This window comes from Winogradskyella damuponensis, from assembly GCF_039538385.1.
GTDB classification, from domain to species: domain Bacteria; phylum Bacteroidota; class Bacteroidia; order Flavobacteriales; family Flavobacteriaceae; genus Winogradskyella; species Winogradskyella damuponensis.
In genome coordinates this window covers 58724-77634 of sequence record NZ_BAABCB010000017.1, presented here as the reverse complement: position 1 = coordinate 77634, position 18911 = coordinate 58724, and the positions used below count along the sequence as shown (strand labels likewise).

The 18911-nt window shown below is 33.7% G+C and carries 12 protein-coding genes; all 12 read right to left on the bottom strand.

The genetic code is table 11. The features are described from left to right. Nucleotides 1-2502: a heavy metal translocating P-type ATPase gene (locus ABD730_RS08610; protein WP_173300313.1), complete on the bottom strand. Its 2502-nt coding sequence runs from the start codon at nucleotides 2500-2502 to the stop codon at nucleotides 1-3. 92 nt (nucleotides 2503-2594) lie between these two features. After that, on the bottom strand, nucleotides 2595-3830 hold the full coding sequence (locus ABD730_RS08605; protein WP_092468856.1) for a TolC family protein: 1236 nt from the start codon (nucleotides 3828-3830) through the stop codon (nucleotides 2595-2597). Further along, a complete protein-coding gene (locus tag ABD730_RS08600; RefSeq protein WP_092468854.1) occupies nucleotides 3827-7567 on the bottom strand; it encodes an efflux RND transporter permease subunit in 3741 nt (1246 codons plus the stop codon). Before ABD730_RS08600 ends, ABD730_RS08605 begins: the two co-directional genes overlap by 4 nt. Nucleotides 7568-7678: 111 nt before the next feature. Then, entirely contained in the window at nucleotides 7679-8092 is a 414-nt protein-coding gene (locus tag ABD730_RS08595) for an HYC_CC_PP family protein (RefSeq protein WP_054724093.1), read from the bottom strand. Nucleotides 8093-8153: 61 nt separating this feature from the next. After that, nucleotides 8154-10103 (bottom strand): heavy metal translocating P-type ATPase, encoded by a 1950-nt coding sequence (locus ABD730_RS08590; RefSeq protein ID WP_054724092.1) that lies wholly within the window; start codon nucleotides 10101-10103, stop codon nucleotides 8154-8156. Continuing rightward, a complete protein-coding gene (locus tag ABD730_RS08585) occupies nucleotides 10100-10462 on the bottom strand; it encodes a DUF3703 domain-containing protein (RefSeq protein WP_054731062.1) in 363 nt (120 codons plus the stop codon). The genes ABD730_RS08590 and ABD730_RS08585 overlap by 4 nt, the downstream gene beginning before the upstream one ends. 56 nt (nucleotides 10463-10518) lie before the next feature. Continuing rightward, nucleotides 10519-10932, bottom strand: coding sequence for a Fur family transcriptional regulator (locus tag ABD730_RS08580; protein WP_054724091.1), 414 nt, complete (start codon nucleotides 10930-10932; stop codon nucleotides 10519-10521). A gap of 3 nt (nucleotides 10933-10935) precedes the next feature. Then, nucleotides 10936-12141, bottom strand: coding sequence for an efflux RND transporter periplasmic adaptor subunit (locus tag ABD730_RS08575; RefSeq protein ID WP_054724090.1), 1206 nt, complete (start codon nucleotides 12139-12141; stop codon nucleotides 10936-10938). 4 nt (nucleotides 12142-12145) lie between these two features. Continuing rightward, nucleotides 12146-16480 carry a CusA/CzcA family heavy metal efflux RND transporter gene (locus ABD730_RS08570; protein WP_054724089.1) on the bottom strand — a complete coding sequence of 1445 codons (4335 nt, stop codon included), beginning with the start codon at nucleotides 16478-16480 and terminating at the stop codon, nucleotides 12146-12148. Nucleotides 16481-16603: 123 nt separating this feature from the next. Then, entirely contained in the window at nucleotides 16604-16999 is a 396-nt protein-coding gene (locus tag ABD730_RS08565) for a hypothetical protein (RefSeq protein ID WP_236778447.1), read from the bottom strand. A gap of 68 nt (nucleotides 17000-17067) precedes the next feature. After that, complete coding sequence (locus ABD730_RS08560; RefSeq protein WP_054724087.1) at nucleotides 17068-18171, bottom strand: DUF4238 domain-containing protein; 1104 nt, start codon at nucleotides 18169-18171, stop codon at nucleotides 17068-17070. A gap of 3 nt (nucleotides 18172-18174) precedes the next feature. Beyond that, the gene (locus ABD730_RS08555) at nucleotides 18175-18909 is read right to left on the bottom strand and encodes a hypothetical protein (RefSeq protein WP_054724086.1); all 735 of its coding nucleotides are present in this window, start codon (nucleotides 18907-18909) and stop codon (nucleotides 18175-18177) included. Between the last annotated feature and the right edge of the window lie 2 nt (nucleotides 18910-18911).

The window sequence follows — 18911 nt, the reverse complement described above, 5'->3', positions numbered from 1 at the left end:
CTATATTTTAATATTTCTTAATCTTAATGCGTTTACTATTACCGAAACAGAACTAAAACTCATTGCTAATGCTGCTATCATTGGCGACAATAAAATGCCAAAAAATGGGAATAATACGCCTGCTGCAATAGGTACTCCTAATGTGTTATAAATAAGTGCAAAAAATAGATTTTGCTTTATGTTCTTCATTACGGAATGACTTAAATTTTTAGCCTTTACTATGCCGTGTAAATCGCCTTTTACTAACGTTATCATAGCACTTTCAATAGCTACAGAGGTACCTGTTCCCATTGCAATACCCACATCACTTTTTGCCAATGCTGGTGCATCATTAATTCCATCACCTGCCATAGCAACTACTTTGCCTTTTTCTTGCAGTTTCTCTACTTCTTTGAGTTTATCTTCTGGTAGCATACTGGCTTTGAAATCTGCCAAATTAAGTTCTGAAGCTACTGCTTGTGCTGTATCGTGATTATCGCCTGTAAGCATTATAACATCAATGCCTTTATCTTGAAGTACTTTAATAGCCTTGGCACTTGTTTCTTTTATTTTATCCCCTATAACTACATACCCGACAACGGTTTCATCTATTGACAAATAAGAAACTGTTTTGCCTTGTTTTTGATACGTTTTAGCTTCATCTTTCATTTTAGAGGTAATGTCTGCTTTGGCATATTCCATCATTTTAGGATTACCTAATGCTACATTTTTTTCATCAATTTTAGCTTCAACACCTTTTCCTGTAACAGCACTAAAGTTTTTAGATTTTACTATTTCAGCGTTATGTTCATTTCCATATTTAACAGTCGCTTCTGCCAAAGGATGTTCGCTATTGGTATTTAATGACACGATGTACTGTAACACTTCTTCTTCGCTCAAAGCTTCATTAAAAGTACCAACGGTTTCAACTGTTGGTTTTCCTTCTGTAATAGTTCCTGTTTTATCAACTATAAGTGTATTTACCTTATCCATTTTTTCGAGAGCTTCGGCATTTTTAATTAATACACCATTTTGAGCACCTTTACCCACACCAACCATTACAGACATAGGTGTAGCTAAACCTAAAGCACAAGGACACGCAATGATTAAAACTGCAATTGCATTCACAAACGCATATACATAAACAGGTTCTGGTCCCCAAATTGCCCAAACCATAAATGTGATAATAGAAATAAGAACTACAACTGGCACAAAATAACCTGATACCTTATCTGCTAAATTCTGAATAGGTGCGCGACTTCTACTGGCATCATTAACCATATGAATGATTTGTGAGAGTAAGGTATCACTTCCTACTTTTTCCGCTTTCATCAAGAATGATTGATTCCCATTAATGGTTCCGCTACTTACTTTATCATCTTGAGATTTGTTTACAGGAATAGGTTCTCCCGTAATCATAGATTCATCAATAGTTGTTTCTCCTTCAGTTACTACACCATCCACAGGAATTTTATCACCTGGTTTTACTTTTAGAATATCATTTAATTCTATTTCATCTATACTGACTTCAATTTCTTCACCATCTACAATTTTAATGGCTTTATTAGGTGCTAATTTTAGTAATTCTTTTACTGCGGAATTGGTTTTACTGTGTGCTCGCGCTTCTAACAACTGTCCTAAAAGCACCAAGGTTAGAATAACCGTTGCTGCTTCAAAATAGACGTGTACTGCACCTGATTCAGTTTTAAACTGTGCTGGAAACACATCTGGAAATAACATCCCAAACACACTAAATAACCAAGCCACACCTGCACCGATTCCAATAAGTGTGAACATATTGAGATTCCACGTTTTTATACTTCTATAAGCACGTTCAAAGAACATCCAAGTCGCATAAAATACAACTGGAATAGATAATGCAAACTGAATCCAATTCCAATATTTCTGTTCCATTATATCGTACAATGGATTGTTATTGAGCATTTCGCTCATAGCCATTAAGAATATTGGTAATGTGAATGCAGTTGCTATCCAAAACTTCTTCAATAATTTTTTATAGGTCTTTTCTTCTGCTGAAACATCTGGTTGCATTGGTACTAAATCCATACCGCAAATAGGGCACGAACCTGCTTCATCTTTTACGATTTCTGGATGCATTGGACACGTCCATTGTTCTGTTGAAGCTGATGATAGATTTTGTTCTTCAACCAAATCCATTCCGCAAACAGGACAATCGCCTGATTTATCGTAGGTTTTATCACCTTCGCAATGCATTGGGCAATAAAATGTACCTGTGCCTTTGCCTTTTGATGTTTTTTCTGTTTTATCTTCTAAATGGTGATGATGTTCACCTTGTTTATGAATACTGTATCTCCCACCATCATTTTTTAAGGCTTCTTGAAATGTTTCTATAGGAATATGCAATTCCATTTCGATTGTAGCTTCTGCCTTTTCTAAATTGACTGTTGCTTTTGAAACACCTTCCACTTTAGAAAGTGTTTCTTCTACGTGAGTACGACAACCATTGCAGGTCATTCCGTGTATATGATATGTGTGTTTCATCTGTTGTTATTTATTTTTTCTTAATGGACAGATGTAATTCGCTTATAAAAATCTGGAATAGATTTATAATAATACATCTGCTCATTTCATTACTATTGTATTAAATAATTAATAATTGTGCTTTGCACATAGTAGCCCTTAATAGACTCTATTTGGTTCATTTGAAACTTTAATTGTAGTTCTTGAATATCTAAAACATCATTAAAATCAATCGTTCCTGTTTCGTAGCTTTTGATTAAAATTTCTTCAGCATCTTTGGCTTGTTTTAAGTTCTTGGTTTGCGTTGCATAACTTATTCTTGCAGAAATACGTTCATTAATCGCCTTGCTTAAAAGCGTTTCCAAAGTGTTTAAACGTTCCTGTTTTTGAGCTGTTATTTCTTGCTGTTCTAACTCATTTTGCTTGGTTTGAGATTTATATTTTTTATTAAAAATTGGGATTGACACCGAAACCATTGGCATCACAATATCTTTACCGTTATCCGAGAAATTCATATCTGGTCTTTCGGAAACATTGATATAATCCAAGCCAAAACCAATCATAGGACTGCTTTCTTTTTGGTTTAGTAATTCTGATTGTTCTATAGATTGATAAAGTTTATCATACTTCAATAATTCAGGATGTAATGCTAAATTTTTAGTAGTGATTTCAAAGTCTTCTGAAGGCATCATTAAACTATCTACCACAGTAACAGCAATATCATTTTCCCTATTCAAAAGATTATTAAGATTTGTTTGTTCTGCTAAAAACTGTTGACTTAAAACATCTTTTAGTTGTTGCATTTCGTTTTGACGCATTTGCAATCGCAACACATCTACAGCAGATGCTTTACCAACCTCAACAGAAGTTAGTGCTAATGTCTCATAGGTTTCCAATAGTTTAATGTTTTCTGTTAGCACCTTTTGTTTCGCTTTGTTGGCGTATAAATTATAATAGGATTGTGATACAGAAGCCATCAATTTTCGCTTTGCAATAACAATGTCTTCATATTTTGCATCAGCTAATGAACTGACATAATTTTCTCTTGATGTAATTGTGCCAAACCACGGTAACATTTGTTTAGCCGATACTTTAAATCGTTGCGCACCTGTTCGTGTTTCTGGTTCACTCACAAAGTAACCTACACCAAATTCGGTATTAGGAATGGTATTGACTTCATTTACTTTTTCAGAAGCTCTTTTGTATTGCAATTCAAATTTTTGAATTTCTGGATTGTTATTTAGTGCAACATCAATAAGCGTTTCTAACTCTTGACTTTGCGCAGAAAGCACGAAGCATAAAGCACAAAGCACAAAGACCGTTTTTATATTGATTTTTATGTATTTCATTTTGTTGCTCTTTTAAGTTGAACTTCGGATTTCCAGCTATATAAAACTGGTACAACAAATAAGGTTATTAAGGCTATAAGCATACCTCCAAAACTTGGTATGGCCATAGGAATCATAATATCGCTTCCTCGTCCTGTAGATGTGAGTACAGGCAAGAGTGCTAAAATGGTTGTTGCTGTAGTCATTAAACACGGTCTAATACGTTTTTCACCTGCTTCTACAATAGATGCTCTAATTTCCTTTTTGTTATCTGGTGTATTTCTATCAAAAGTTTGCGTTAAATATGTTGCCATAACCACACCATCATCTGTTGCAATACCAAATAGTGCAATAAAGCCTACCCAAACAGCCACACTTAAATTAATTGGGTGCATCTGGAATAAATCACGCAGATTTTCGCCAAAGAAACTGAAGTTTAAAAACCAATCTTGACCATAGAGCCATATCATTATAAATCCACCTGCAAACGCTACTGCTATACCTGTAAATACCATTAATGAGGTTGCCACAGAACGGAATTGGAAATACAGTATTAAAAAGATAATTGCCAATGCTAACGGTACAACAACAGATAGTGTTTTTTCTGCTCGTAATTGATTTTCATACGTTCCTGTGAATGCATAGTTGATTCCTTTTGGAACTATTAATTCGCCTGAATCTATCTTTTCTTGGATTAATGCTTGTGCATTTTCAACAACGCTTACTTCTGCAAAACCATCTAATTTATCAAACAAGACATAACCTACTAAAAAGGTGTCTTCACTTTTAATGACTTGTGGACCTTGTTCGTAGCGAATGGTTGCCAATTCGCTTAATGGAACAGGACTGCCTTTTTCAACTGGCACATAAATCTGTTGTAAGTCTGTTGGATTTGCTCTTAATTCTCTTGGGTATCGCACACGAACACCATAGCGCTCACGACCTTCAACCGTTTGTGTTAATACCATACCACCAACTGCGACTTTTAATACATCCTGAACATCTTGTATAGAAATTCCATAACGTGCAATTTTCTCTCTATCAATATCAATTAACAAATAGGGTTTACCGACGATACGGTCTGCAAAAACAGCTTCCTTTTTAACGCCTTCAGCTTCCTTGATGATGTTTTCTAATTGCACACCAAACGCTTCAATTTGCTTTAAGTCTTGACCTTTTACTTTTATTCCCATAGGTGCTCGCATTCCTGTTTGAAGCATTACCAATCGGGTTTCAATCGGTTGTAGCTTTGGTGCTGACGTAACACCTGGTAATTTGGTAACTCTTACAATTTCATCCCAAATATCATCAGGTGATTCAATTTCTGGTCGCCAATTACGATAATATTCGCCATCCTTATCTTCAATCAATTGAGACCTTTGGACATTTAATAAAGTTGATTTGATTATCACTTTGTTCTCGACTGCGCTCGAACTGACATCTATATTTTCGTTATGAATTAATCGACCATCTTTTAATTCAAACAAACCATCCTCATTTACTTTGTAACGTTGGCGCACTCTGCTTTCATTCAGCATATACTCTGGCTTATACTGAATGATGTTCTCATACATAGATAGAGGTGCTGGGTCTAACGCTGATTCTGTTCTACCTGCTTTACCTACAACTGTTTCAATTTCTGGAATACTGGCTACTGCCATATCTAATTGCTGTAAAACTCGTTTGTTTTCTTCTACGCCAGAATGAGGCATAGATGTTGGCATTAGTAGAAATGAGCCTTCATTTAATGATGGCATAAACTCTTTTCCTGTATTCTTCATTATGAAAAACCCTGCAATAACAATCGCAGTAGGAATAGACAAAAACAATAATTTATTATCTAAACACCACTTTAAAATACGCGTATAGTATTTGATGAATAGCGAAAAAACACCTAATAAACCAAAGCATATAATACTTACAAAAATGAGATTCCAAAAGATACTTTTATCAACGCCTAATGGTCGCCAATATTCGGCTAACAGGAATACTATCGCAGATGCTGAAATAATGATATTGATAAGATTAGTTTGTTTGTCTGTTATCTTACTTTGAAGATTGAGAAGTGCTGTAATTCCAAAAGCTATCAAAATCAATCCTAACCAATACCCAAAGACTATTGCTACGACTCCTAAAGCTATTAAAACACCATTTAAAACATATTTAAAAGTGTTTTTAATACTTTTCTTTCTGAATAAAAATGCAGCGAATGGTGGTATTAAAAACAAGGCTACAATTATGGAAGCTGTTAATGCAAAGGTTTTTGTGAATGCTAACGGTCTAAATAGTTTACCTTCAGCGCCAATCATTGTAAAGACTGGAATGAAACTGATTATGGTTGTCATTACTGCGGTAACGATTGCACCAGATACTTCTGCTGTGGCGTTATAAACTACCGTATTAATGGGTTTTGTTCCATCATCTTCATCCAAGTGCCTTATAATGTTTTCTGAAAGTATGACACCAACATCGACCATTGTACCAATAGCAATTGCAATACCAGATAATGCGACGATGTTTGCATCTACACCAAAGAACTTCATTGCTATAAAAACCATTAAAACCGCAACTGGTAGTAGTCCAGATATAAGTACCGATGCCCGAAGATTAAATACCATAATGATAATGACCAAAATGGTAATTAGTATCTCTAATGTTAAGGCTTCATTAAGTGTACCTAACGTTTCTTTAATCAATTCTGTTCTATCATAAAATGGCACTATGGTTACTTGTGATGTTCTACCATCTGCTAATACTTTTGAAGGTAATCCTGCACTTAATTCATTAATTTTTTCTTTTACATTATTAATAACTTCCATTGGGTTTGCTCCGTAACGAGCTACAACAACAGCACCTACAACTTCTGCACCTTCTTTATCTAATAACCCACGTCGTGTTGCTGGACCTAAAGAGACTTTTCCAATATCTTTGATTCGTATTGCTGTATAATTTTCGGAAGTAACGACTGCATTTTCTATGTCTTCAATAGATTTCACATAACCTAAACCACGTACTAAATATTCTGCATTATTAATTTCAATAGTTTGTGCACCAATGTCTTTATTACTTTCCTTAACTGCTTTTACAACGTGATGCAATCCTATATTATATTGACGCATTAATTCTGGGTTGACATCCACTTGATATTCTTGAACATAACCACCAATTGAAGCGACTTCCGAAACACCGCTTGCAGAGGATAGTGCATATTTTACATAGTAATCTTGAATACTGCGTAACTCTTGTAAATCCCAACCACCAGTAACTTTTCCGTTTTCATCACGTCCTTCAAGTGTGTACCAAAATATTTGTCCTAATCCTGTTGCATCTGGACCCAAAGCAGGATTAACACCTTCAGGTAATAAACCACTTGGTAATGAATTGAGTTTTTCTAGAATACGACTACGACTCCAATAGAATTCTACATCTTCTTCAAAAATGATATAGATACTTGAAAACCCAAACATAGACGAACTACGAATGGTTTTTACTCCTGGAATACCTAATAAGGATGTGGTTAATGGATAAGTGATTTGGTCTTCTATATCTTGTGGCGAACGACCATCCCACTTTGTAAATACAATTTGTTGATTTTCTCCGATATCTGGGATGGCATCAACAGCCACAGGATTACTTGGTAAAAATCCAGTATCCCAATTGAAAGGTGCGTTTACAGTTCCCCATCCAACAAAAAGAGCAAGTAGCAGAACTGCAACGAGTTTATTCTCTATAAGAAATTTGATTGCTTTATTAAGCATATGATTTGATTATTAAACAGTTAGACATTGGCGTTAAGAAAACACCGAATACAGCAAATTATCCTTATGACATTATAAAGTCATAGGATAAAACAGTCTATTGTTTAAAAATCAAATTAAATAAGTCTCGTCAATCTTGAAGATTTGCCTGACGACGAGTGGTGGTTCATATTCTTCAAAAGAAGATACATTGTTATCTAAACCTTCAAAAAGGTTAATATAGGTATAAACCAATGAGGCAATGAAAACTTGTTGTTCAAAAGAAATTTTGTCAACTTGTAATTGTAGTTCGTCTTGACCATCAACTACCAATTGTTCATCATTACAACAGTTTTTCTTGGTAATAGCACATCCTTCTGTAGATGGCTTTTGCATTTCCATACCACAACCCTTAGCCTTATTAAAAACAGCTGTTTCTACTAAAGCATCTCCACAAAAATGCATATTAAGCGTAAATGACATTGTAGAGCATAACACTACAAAAGCCATTGCTAAAGACATTATTTTATGGAATACTTGTTTCATACTGTTTGCGAAGTTACGAAATTTTAACAAATGTTCATTTTGTTTAACAGAAGTTTAATGGTTAACTCCATCGCATTCGTTGTAGTCTAACTGCATTTAATATTGCTAATAAAGCCACACCAACATCGGCAAAAACTGCTTCCCACATTGTTGCTAAACCACCTGCTCCTAAAATCAGAACAATTACTTTTACTCCAAATGCTAAAATGATGTTTTGCCATACAATTTTACGAGTGGAACGACTAATTTTAATCGCTTTTACCACTTTTGAAGGTTGGTCTGTTTGAATGATAACATCTGCTGTTTCAATAGCGACATCACTACCTAAACCACCCATTGCTATTCCTACATCACTTGCTGCTAAAACTGGTGCGTCATTAATACCATCACCTATAAAAGCAATTTTATTTTCAGGATTTTGTTTTAAAAGCTCAACTTCATTTAATTTATCTTCTGGTAACAAACCACCTTTAGCCTTTTCAATATTTAATTCTCTTGCTACTTGTTGGGTAATGGAATCCTTATCTCCAGAAAGCATCATTATATTATTAATACCTACTTTATGTAAATTGGTAATTGTTTCTTTTGCATCTTCTTTTAATTCATCTGCAATGACAACATAACCTGCAAATTCATTGTCTATAGATTCTAATACTATAGATTCTACAATAGTTTCTGTTTCCTCTAAAACTTTAATATTATTGGCTGACATTAGGGCTTTATTACCAACTAAAACAGTCTTACCATTTACTATACCTTTTAAACCTTTTCCTGCTATTTCTGTAACTTCGGAAGCCTCATAATCTGCGCCTTCATCTTTATATTCTAAAATAGCTTTTGCAATAGGATGTGTGGATTGTTCTTCCATCGCCATCAGGTACTTCATAAACTCTTTTTCATCCCAACCAATTGCTTTGATTTCTTTTATTTTGAAAACACCTTTAGTAACCGTTCCAGTTTTATCCATCACCAACGTGTTTATCTTGGTCATTGCATCTAAAAAGGAAGCGCCTTTAAATAAAATTCCGTTTTTTGAAGCTGCTCCCAATCCTCCGAAATAACCTAATGGAATTGATATTACCAAAGCACAAGGACAAGAAATCACCAAGAAAATTAAGGCTCTGTATAACCAATCTCTAAAAACATAATCATCTACAAAAAAGTATGGTAGAAACGTAACACCTATTGCTAAAAACACAACTATTGGTGTGTAAATACGAGCGAATTGTCTGATGAATAATTCTGTTTTAGATTTTCGAGCTGTTGCGTTCTGTACCATATCCAAAATTCGAGCAATGGAACTATCTTTAAATTCTTTGGTGGTTTCAATTTCAATAACGCCATCCATATTAATACTTCCAGCAAATACTTTTTCGCCTTTTGCAATCGTATCTGGTTTACTTTCACCTGTTAATGCTGCTGTGTTGAATGAACCTTTGTCGGAAAGTAGAATACCATCTAAAGGGATTTTTTCTCCTACACGTACTTGCACTTTTTCACCAATTTCAACCGTTTCTGGACTTACAGACACATAATTATTGTTGCGATATACCAGAGCTTCATTTGGTCTTACATCAAGTAAGGCTTTTATATTTCCTTTTGCTCTGTTAACTGCTGCATTTTGGAATAATTCCCCAACTGCATAAAACAACATTACTGCAACACCTTCAGGATATTCGCCAATAATAAAGGCTCCAATAGTGGCTATAGACATTAAAAAGAACTCTGTAAATACATCGCCTTTTTTAATACTTTCCCAGCCTTCTTTTACAACAGGAAGTCCAACTGGTAAATAAGCAATACCATACCATATAATGCGAGTCCAATTCTTAAAAAAAGAAACATCAAAATAATCTAAACCTATACCCATCATAAGCATCGTAAAACTTATAATTGCTGGCACATAAGTTTTAAATGCACTTCCATTAGCGTGATTATGACCATCATCGTGAGAATGTTGTTCTTCTGAATTTGGTTTTAAATCCCTTAAATTGACTTTCTTTTTCTTCATTTTGAATTGAATAAATTTTTAATATCATTAGGTATAGGCATAGATTTTAATGGTGGTACGTTTGCACTGCCTGTGTTACCAAGTGGCACGTGGTCAATAAATGATTTCCAACCACCAACAAGTAACCTAATAATTTGACCGAGTACTTCTTTAGCATCTTTTTGCATAAATCCAAACTTTAGCATTAACCAATGTGAATAGGTATGTTCTATTGGGTAAGATTGCCCTATGATATGACTGCGTTCTAAATGATACCAAGCATTACTATACTGCTTATTTTCTAAACAGAAACTATATCGTTTTAATTCTTCGTTATAAGCCTGTTTAAGAGGTTTAGGTATTTTAGCATTAAACTTCATATCCATTAATTTTGAATAAAAGTAGTACAATCGTTAGTGCAATGGAAGTGCATTTGTTATCCACTACACTTATCACATATACCTTTTACAACCAAGTTTACATTTTCTGAAACAAAGCCATCAGGCACTTTAATTTTTGGTATTTTATGGTCTGTTAAGCAAATGGTTTCATTACAATTGTTACAATGGAAATGTAAGTGTAAATCTTTATTTATATCACAACTACAACCTTGTTCACATAAAGCATATTTAGTAATACCTGTACCATCATCTATTTGATGCACAATATCTTTTTCCTCGAATGTTTTAATAGTTCTGTACAATGTAGTTCTATCTGCTTTTTCAAAAGCATTTTCTATATCACTTAATGTTACTGCTACTTGTTTATTTACAAGAAACTTATAAATCAATAAACGCATTGCCGTAACGCGAATATTTTTTAACTCTAATAATTGTTCTATGGTTTGCATAATCTAATGTTCGTGTTCTGCTTCTCCTTTTTTCATTTCGGCTATTAAATAATACGCATTGTTATAAGCGAATTTTGTGATTTTATCTTGTTCTTCAGTAAATTGAACAGCTACCCAATTGCCATCTTTTGCTCCTAAAAGCACTTCAATAGGTTTAAAACTCCAATCGTCATTTTCTTTTTCTGCCGAAAACACGAAAAATCTATCACCTTCTTTTACTATCGCACTTTCAGGAAGTGCTTTTGTTTTGGTGTTCTCTACTTGAATTTTACCTTGGATATACATTCCAGGAATTAAGTTACCTTTCTTGTTTTCAATTTCAGCGTGTACGTGTACTGCTTTAGGGTCATCTTCAAATGTTTTGCTTACGGAATAGATTTCTGCTGTTAATTCTTCATCTTGCATTGTTTGTATATTAAAGCTTACTTTTTGACCTTTCTTAACTTTATACACATCTTTTTCAAAGACCATTAAATCAGCGTGAACGTGATGTGTATTTACAATTTCAAAGAGTTCAGTTTGTGGTTCAACATACTGTCCTGTTTTTACTTCTACCTTTTGCACATAGCCTTCAATAGGACTGCGTAATGATATACTTTGAGCAATTGTTCCATTTCGTACTGATGACGTATTTATGTTTAATAGTTTCAACTGCGCTTCCAATCCATTTACCATAGCTTTAGAGGCATCATATTCGGCTTCGGCCTTTTGAAAATTTGCACCAGAGCCAACTCCCGCATCATATAATTTTTGTTGACGCTCAAAGTTCTTCTTTAAAAAATTACTATTGCTAAAAGCATTCAAATAATCGGTTTGCATTTGAATAATATTTGGATGTGAAAGATATGCCACAATTTGACCTTTATTCACTTTGTCTCCTTCAATCACTTTTATGGATAACACATTTGCACCAACTACAGAAGTTATTGCTGCTTCACTTTGTGGTGGTACTTCCAATGTGCCATTTGCTTCTACATAACCACTCATATTACGCAATGCAATGGTGTCTATCTTCATTTTTAAAGCTTCAAACTGTTGTTGTGAAAGCATCACTTCTTCGCCTTCGCTATGGTCATCGTTTTCTTCAATCTTTTGTTCCTCGTTATGGGAATGACCATCACCTTCCTTATGGCTTTCTTTATTTCCGCAAGCAACAACTAAAAATGAAACTGTTAGTAGTGCTAAAATTATATATTGTGTGTTTTTCATTGTCTTATTGATTAAAATATTGTAATTGAAATGTACTTTCTAAATAGTTTGCTAACGCTGTTTGAGCTTCCAGTTCTGATTGAATAGCTTCTTTTATAAGTTGTGTAAACGCTGTGTAATCAATCTCTCCTTCTTTATAAGCAAACAAAGCACCAGTTTTTTGTTCTTTAATAAGTGGTAATACTTCATCCTTATAGAACAGCCAAGATGTTTTCCATTTTTGGTGATTTTCTTTGGCTTGATTAAATTTAGATTGCACTTCCTTTTGCTTGAACTGCATATTTGATTCGGCAATTTGCCTATCAATTTTTGCAGTTCTAACTTGTGCTTTTGTTGTACCAGATAAAAACGGTATGGAAATACCAGCTTGATAGGTATAAAACCCTGAATTTCCGTTTACTTTTTGCAAACCACCTTGAAGGTTTAACTTTGGTAAATTTTCAGCTTTGGCAGCTTTAAAGTTTGCTTCTGCCTCTGCGAGTTGAAGTTGAGAAACAGTATATAAAGGGTGTGCTTCTATACTAAAGGATTCTACATTTATTTCGCTCGCTATATCAATTTCATCTGAAACCGTATAAAAATCATCTGAAATCAACCACAAGTTTAATTGTTGTAAAGCAATAACATATTCGCTTTTTGATTGCAAAAATTTATTCTGAATCTGTAAGGCTTGATTTTTGGCTGCTGCATATTCCAGTTTAGAAATGGCTTCTACTTCATAATTTAAAGCAACTGCTTTTTCAAAGTTGGTATAAATGGAATCTAACTCTTTGTATAAATTATAATTCCTTTTACTCTGTAAAGCATTTGCCCACGCTTTCTTTACTTCCAGTTCTAAATCTAATTCTGAAAGCTGAAACGCTTTTTGAGCTAACTGAATGCGTTGCTCCAGTAATTTTCTCTTTGGTGCTATACCAAATACATCAATATTTGATTGACCAACTCCAATAGTGGTGTAAATACCATTTCCGTTATTGATTTCTTCACCTCCCGTAAAAATTTGGGTAGTACCAAAATCGAAAGCAGTTCCTTTTAATTGTTGTTGCTTATCAATTTCGAGTTGTTGTTGTTTTAAACTTGGATAGTTTTCTTTAGCCAATTTTACAGCTTCTTGCATCGAAATAATTGGTAACGAATCATTTATTTTTTGCGCATTTCCTGTTATTGGCAACAAAAACATAAAAGCCACCATAGCAGTAACTGTAATTACCTTTTTGTTAGCCCTAAAATTGAATGATTTGTTTTCTACCCAATGATATAATATAGGTAAAACGAATAATGTTAATAGTGTAGAGGTTAACAAACCACCAATTACAACGGTTGCTAAAGGTCGCTGAACTTCTGCACCAGCCGATGCTGAAATTGCCATAGGTAGAAAGCCTAAAACATCTGTAAAAGCAGTTAACATTATAGGTCTGATTCTTCGCTTTGTACCTTCTATAATTCTATCTTTTAGATTGGTAACTCCTTCTTCTTTTAACTCATTCAAACCACTAATCATTACTAATCCGTTTAATACTGCAACACCAAACAACACAATAAAACCAACACCTGCCGAAATACTAAAAGGCATATCACGCAACCATAACGCTACAACACCTCCAATGGTTGCCATTGGGATTGCTATATAAATCATCAAGGTTTGTGGTAAGGATTTTAATGCAAAATAAATCAGTACAAAAATGAGTAACAAGGCAATAGGAACAACAGTTTGTAAACGGTTACTGGCACGTTCTAAATTTTCAAAAGCACCACCATAACGAATGAAATAACCAGAAGGCAGTTCTAATTGTGCATCTAATTTAGTTTTAATTTCTTCTACCAATGATTTTACATCACGACCTCTAACATTGACACCTACATAAGTTCTTCTGTTGGTATTGTCTCTACTGATTTGCATTGGACCAGCTTTGTAGCTAACATCCGCAATTTCACGTAATGGAATTTGCGCACCAGAAGGCAAGTTGATATACAAATTTTGCACATCTGTTATGTCTTTACGATTATGAGAACTTAACCTAACCACCAAATCAAATCGCTTTTCGCCTTCAAAAATAGTTCCTGCTATTCCTCCTGCAAAAGCTGATTGCACAATTTGATTTAATGTATTTATTTGAAGTCCGTATTGTGCCAATTTACTTCTGTTATACGTAATTGTCATTTGTGGTAAACCCGTTGTAGCTTCCGCTTTCATATCGCCAATACCTTCTGTACCAGCAATGATTTTAGATATTTCTTCTGCTTTTTGAGACAGTAGATTTATATCTTCTCCATAAAGTTTAATAGCAATATCTTCTCTAACACCTTCAAGTAATTCATTAAAACGCATTTCAATGGGTTGTGTAAATTCATAGTTAACACCAGGAATTATTTCAACAGCTTCTTTCATTTTTTCAATGAGTTCATCTTTTGTCTCTACAGTAGTCCATTCGCTTTTTGGTTTCAGTATTACAAAAACATCAGCAATATCCATTGGCATTGGATCTGTTGGAATTTCTGCAACACCAATTCGACTGACTATTTTTTCAACTTCTGGAAACTTTGCTTTTACAATTTGTTCAATTTTTGTAGTTGTTTCAATCGTTTCTGTAAGTGAGCTACCGGGTTTTAAGATGGCGTGAAATGCAATATCACCTTCATCTAATTGTGGAATAAATTCGCCACCCATTCTTGTAAACATAAAAACTGCAATACCAAATAATACAACAGAAACACCAATTATTAATTTTCCTTTCTTTAAGGCTTTTTCTAATAGCGGTTGGTATTTACGTTCTACCCAATGCACAAATTTATCGCCATACGATTGTTTGTCATTTTTTGGTGCTCTTAAAATCAAGGCAGACATCATTGGTACATACGTCAAACAAAGTACCATTGCACCAATCATTGCAAAAATGAAAGTCAATGCCATTGGTTTGAACATTTTTCCTTCAATGCCTTCTAATGCTAATATTGGTAGAAATACAATTAGGATAATCAGCTGGCCGAAAAAGGCAGCATTCATCATTTTTTTTGAAGCATCTGCTGCAACGCCATCGCGTTCTTTGGATGTCAATTTCCTTTTCTTTAATACTTGTGATGCAATAAGAAAAACTGTACTTTCTACAATAATTACAGCACCATCGACAATAATTCCGAAATCTATTGCTCCCAGACTCATTAAATTAGCCCAAACATCAAAAACATTCATTAGTATAAATGCGAATAATAGTGATAATGGAATTGTTGAAGCTACTATTAAACCACCTCTCCAGTTTCCTAATAAAAAGATAAGTACAAAAATGACTATTAATGCGCCTTCCATAAGGTTTCCAGCTACCGTTGATGTCGTTTCTGCTATTAATTTACTACGGTCTAATAAAGGTTCAATAATCACGCCTTCAGGCAATGATTCTTCAATTTGAGCCATTCGCACTTTTACATTCTCAATAACATCGTTTGAATTAGCGCCTTTAAGCATCATAACCAAACCACCAACTACTTCGCCTTCGCCATCTTGGGTTAAAGCGCCATAACGAATAGCAGCACCAAATTGTACCGTTGCAATGTCGCCTACGGTAATTGGAATATTGTTTGTGTTTTTAACCGTAATCTTTTTAATATCCTCTAAACTACGCACCAAGCCTTCGCCACGAATAAAATTGGCTTGATGGTTCTTTTCAATGTATGCACCACCTGTATTTTGATTGTTGGCTTCAAGAGCTTCAAAAACATCGGTAATTGTTAAACCAATAGCTTTTAGTTCGTTTGGGTCTACAGCAACTTCGTACTGTTTAATTTTTCCACCTATTGCGTTTACTTCAATAACACCTTCTACCATAGCCATTTGACGCTGTACAATCCAATCTTGCATTGTACGCAAATCAGTAACCGAATATTTGTCTTTATATTCTGGTTTTACTTTAAGTGTGTATTGATAGATTTCTCCTAAACCAGAAGAAATAGGACCCATAGTTGGTTCGCCAAAACCACTCGGAATTTGTTCTTTGACTTCGTTTAGTTTTTCAGCTACTAATTGACGCGGTAGATACGTTCCCATATCATCGTCAAAAACTATAGTAACCACAGACAAGCCAAAACGAGAAATGGAACGGATTTCCTTTACTTCAGGTAAGTTACTCATTGCGACTTCCACAGGATAGGTTACAAATTGCTCAATGTCCTCTGTACCTAAATTGGGTGCTTGTGTAATGACTTGTACTTGATTATTGGTAATATCTGGAACAGCATCGATTGGTACTTGGGTCATACTCCAAATACCTGCTCCAACAATGGTAAGCGTTAGCAAACCAATAATGAATTTGTTATTGATTGAAAAATCAATGATTTTATTAATCATAGAAAATGTATTAATTCAGTTAAACTATTCGATACAATTCTGATATAAGAAATAGAATTGTACGAAATAAAAAGAACCATTTAGGCTCAAAATTGGATATAGTTATCCTTTAAAAAAACTGAATTATGCCCTTGGTGGCTGGAAAAGTGATTCCAAATATCTGGAAGTGAAGTTTACTTTATGTAAATTATACTGTTTTTTCTCTTCAAATTTTAGTCGATTGGTTAAAGCCAAATTGTTGTTCGCAATAATTAATACCAAAGGGTGACAACATTGATTATGGGAATGGAAAGGTGTATTCTCCTTATCTGGGTTATGATGATGCCCTTCATTTTTTGTATCATTGTCAATGTAATCTTCAACTACATATTCAAGGAAAGAGTCGCCATAGACTTTATGTTCTTGATAATGGGTAATAACACTTGAAATTTCTTTAATTGGACCACAAAAGTCCATATCTATGCTTATCCCTTGAAAAAAGAATAAAATAGACATTGATATGGAAAAAAATATTTTCATATAATTTAGACAAATATATAAATTATTTAATGCAATGGTGTTGCAAATGATGTTGCAAAAGTATTATACTACCACTTACCCATTTTAGAAAGTACTTTTTTATACTTCAGCATTTGTATGTCATCCTTACAATAAGGGTGTTCTAATAACTCTTTTAGCTTACCAATAAATTCATTGGAAACAAATCCTTTTTTCTTTAAAATCTCAAATAGAATTAGAGCTTGTTCCGCTCTGTATTTAGCTTTTTTGACAAATTCCTCACCATTTTCTGGTTTTTCATAATGACTTTGAATATCGAAATGTTTATCAATATCTCCTTTATAACCAATTAATAGTTTTTCTGCATTCTGTTGGGTTACTCCATTTGTAGTGAATACATAGTCTCTATCTTGTGTAAGACGATTAATTCTTGTTTGGCCATCTGCATAGTCATTGGGATGAATTTCTAAATAATGTGAGCGGTCTAATGGTAAAGTTATTACTGCTCTTGGGTCATATAACCCTTGAAAACGATTTGTTTCAAAATGCCTGATGGATACAGGATTATCGCAAGTTATGAGAGGTGCATTCGCATCATTAATTTTAATAACATTAATAGTACAGTCATATTTATATTTTACAAAATTCCCCCATTGTTCTAAATGGTTTACTAAAAAAACCGTTCTTGAACGTTCGTTATGTTCTTTTTTTACAGCTTCAATATCATCAATGTGAAACTTTATTTTTTCACCATATAAGTTCATTTTTATCAATCCTTCTTCATCTGCTGTATGAGCTGCTCTATCAAAAATTTGATTATTCATACTCCGTTGAAGATTTAAAATTCTTGGTGTTCTAAAATATAGCGAGAGACAAACGTAGAGTATCTGTATTTTTTGTTCTTGGGTTACCGTTAAAGTTTTTTCATCAATAAGCAGAGAATAGACCTTTTGAAATTCACTATCTACATTTTCAGCGTAATGTTTTTCTAATGCATATTTAATCTCATCAGATTCTGCTGGAATAGTATATATGTTTTTCTCAAAACAAATATCTTTAGTACTAATCTGTTCTAAAAGAATATCATCATCAGTTTTATAAACATCAACAAAATAATTTCTTTTTCTACCTTCAATTCCAAAGTTCTTTAAATATGAACGTGGAATATAATGTTGTTTTATTGGGTTTGACATACTCTATTTTACTTCGTTTAAAGGCATTTCTTTACTGCCTATTTTATCTAATAGACTTTCAATGTTATTTACTATCTCTTTAAAGAATTTTGGATTATCAAGTACTATTTCAAATCTATTTTGTGAAGAGACATACTGTTTTAAAGTAAACTTACCTTTGCTAAAACTCTTAATGTTATTGAACTTTTTATCACTATTATTGACGGTATCGTTGTTTTTAATTATACCCTTATGATGAACAACTAAATTACGTACTTGTCTAAAATTATCGATAAAACTCCATTCAGGATTGAGTATCGAAAAATCAACTTTAGCTGACTGCTTTAAGAACTTCTTTACCTTATCAATATCATTATTACCCTTTAAGTCATCTACTCTGTAGTCTGTTTGTTTATACGATGCGAACCTATCACAACCACGTTTTAAAACATCTTCAAAAAAAGAATACAGTTGTATGATTTGAGCGTTTCTATAATTTTTGATGTAAACATCATTAAACATAAAAACATTGTCAATAAAGGAATCCTGTATGTGGTCTAAATATTCCTCTGAATATTCTGATTTATCAACCTCTTTGGATTTTTGAAAATTATCATACTCAACCTCTATATTTTTTAATTCTCTTTCAAAATGAGTTTCCATATGATTCATATAATCTTCAATTAAATGGAACTCAAAATGGATAAAACCAAAACCCATTATAGATGCAAGTGTTTCTTTTCTTCTTAATCTTGACATAT

Bases quoted from the DNA above. Each gene is read 5' to 3' on its own strand.
- ABD730_RS08610 (WP_173300313.1), bottom strand. From the start codon at position 2,502: ATGAAACACACATATCATATACACGGAATGACCTGCAATGGTTGTCGT.
- ABD730_RS08605 (WP_092468856.1), bottom strand. From the start codon at position 3,830: ATGAAATACATAAAAATCAATATAAAAACGGTCTTTGTGCTTTGTGCT.
- ABD730_RS08600 (WP_092468854.1), bottom strand. From the start codon at position 7,567: ATGCTTAATAAAGCAATCAAATTTCTTATAGAGAATAAACTCGTTGCA.
- ABD730_RS08595 (WP_054724093.1), bottom strand. From the start codon at position 8,092: ATGAAACAAGTATTCCATAAAATAATGTCTTTAGCAATGGCTTTTGTA.
- ABD730_RS08590 (WP_054724092.1), bottom strand. From the start codon at position 10,103: ATGAAGAAAAAGAAAGTCAATTTAAGGGATTTAAAACCAAATTCAGAA.
- ABD730_RS08585 (WP_054731062.1), bottom strand. From the start codon at position 10,462: ATGAAGTTTAATGCTAAAATACCTAAACCTCTTAAACAGGCTTATAAC.
- ABD730_RS08580 (WP_054724091.1), bottom strand. From the start codon at position 10,932: ATGCAAACCATAGAACAATTATTAGAGTTAAAAAATATTCGCGTTACG.
- ABD730_RS08575 (WP_054724090.1), bottom strand. From the start codon at position 12,141: ATGAAAAACACACAATATATAATTTTAGCACTACTAACAGTTTCATTT.
- ABD730_RS08570 (WP_054724089.1), bottom strand. From the start codon at position 16,480: ATGATTAATAAAATCATTGATTTTTCAATCAATAACAAATTCATTATT.
- ABD730_RS08565 (WP_236778447.1), bottom strand. From the start codon at position 16,999: ATGAAAATATTTTTTTCCATATCAATGTCTATTTTATTCTTTTTTCAA.
- ABD730_RS08560 (WP_054724087.1), bottom strand. From the start codon at position 18,171: ATGTCAAACCCAATAAAACAACATTATATTCCACGTTCATATTTAAAG.
- ABD730_RS08555 (WP_054724086.1), bottom strand. From the start codon at position 18,909: ATGTCAAGATTAAGAAGAAAAGAAACACTTGCATCTATAATGGGTTTT.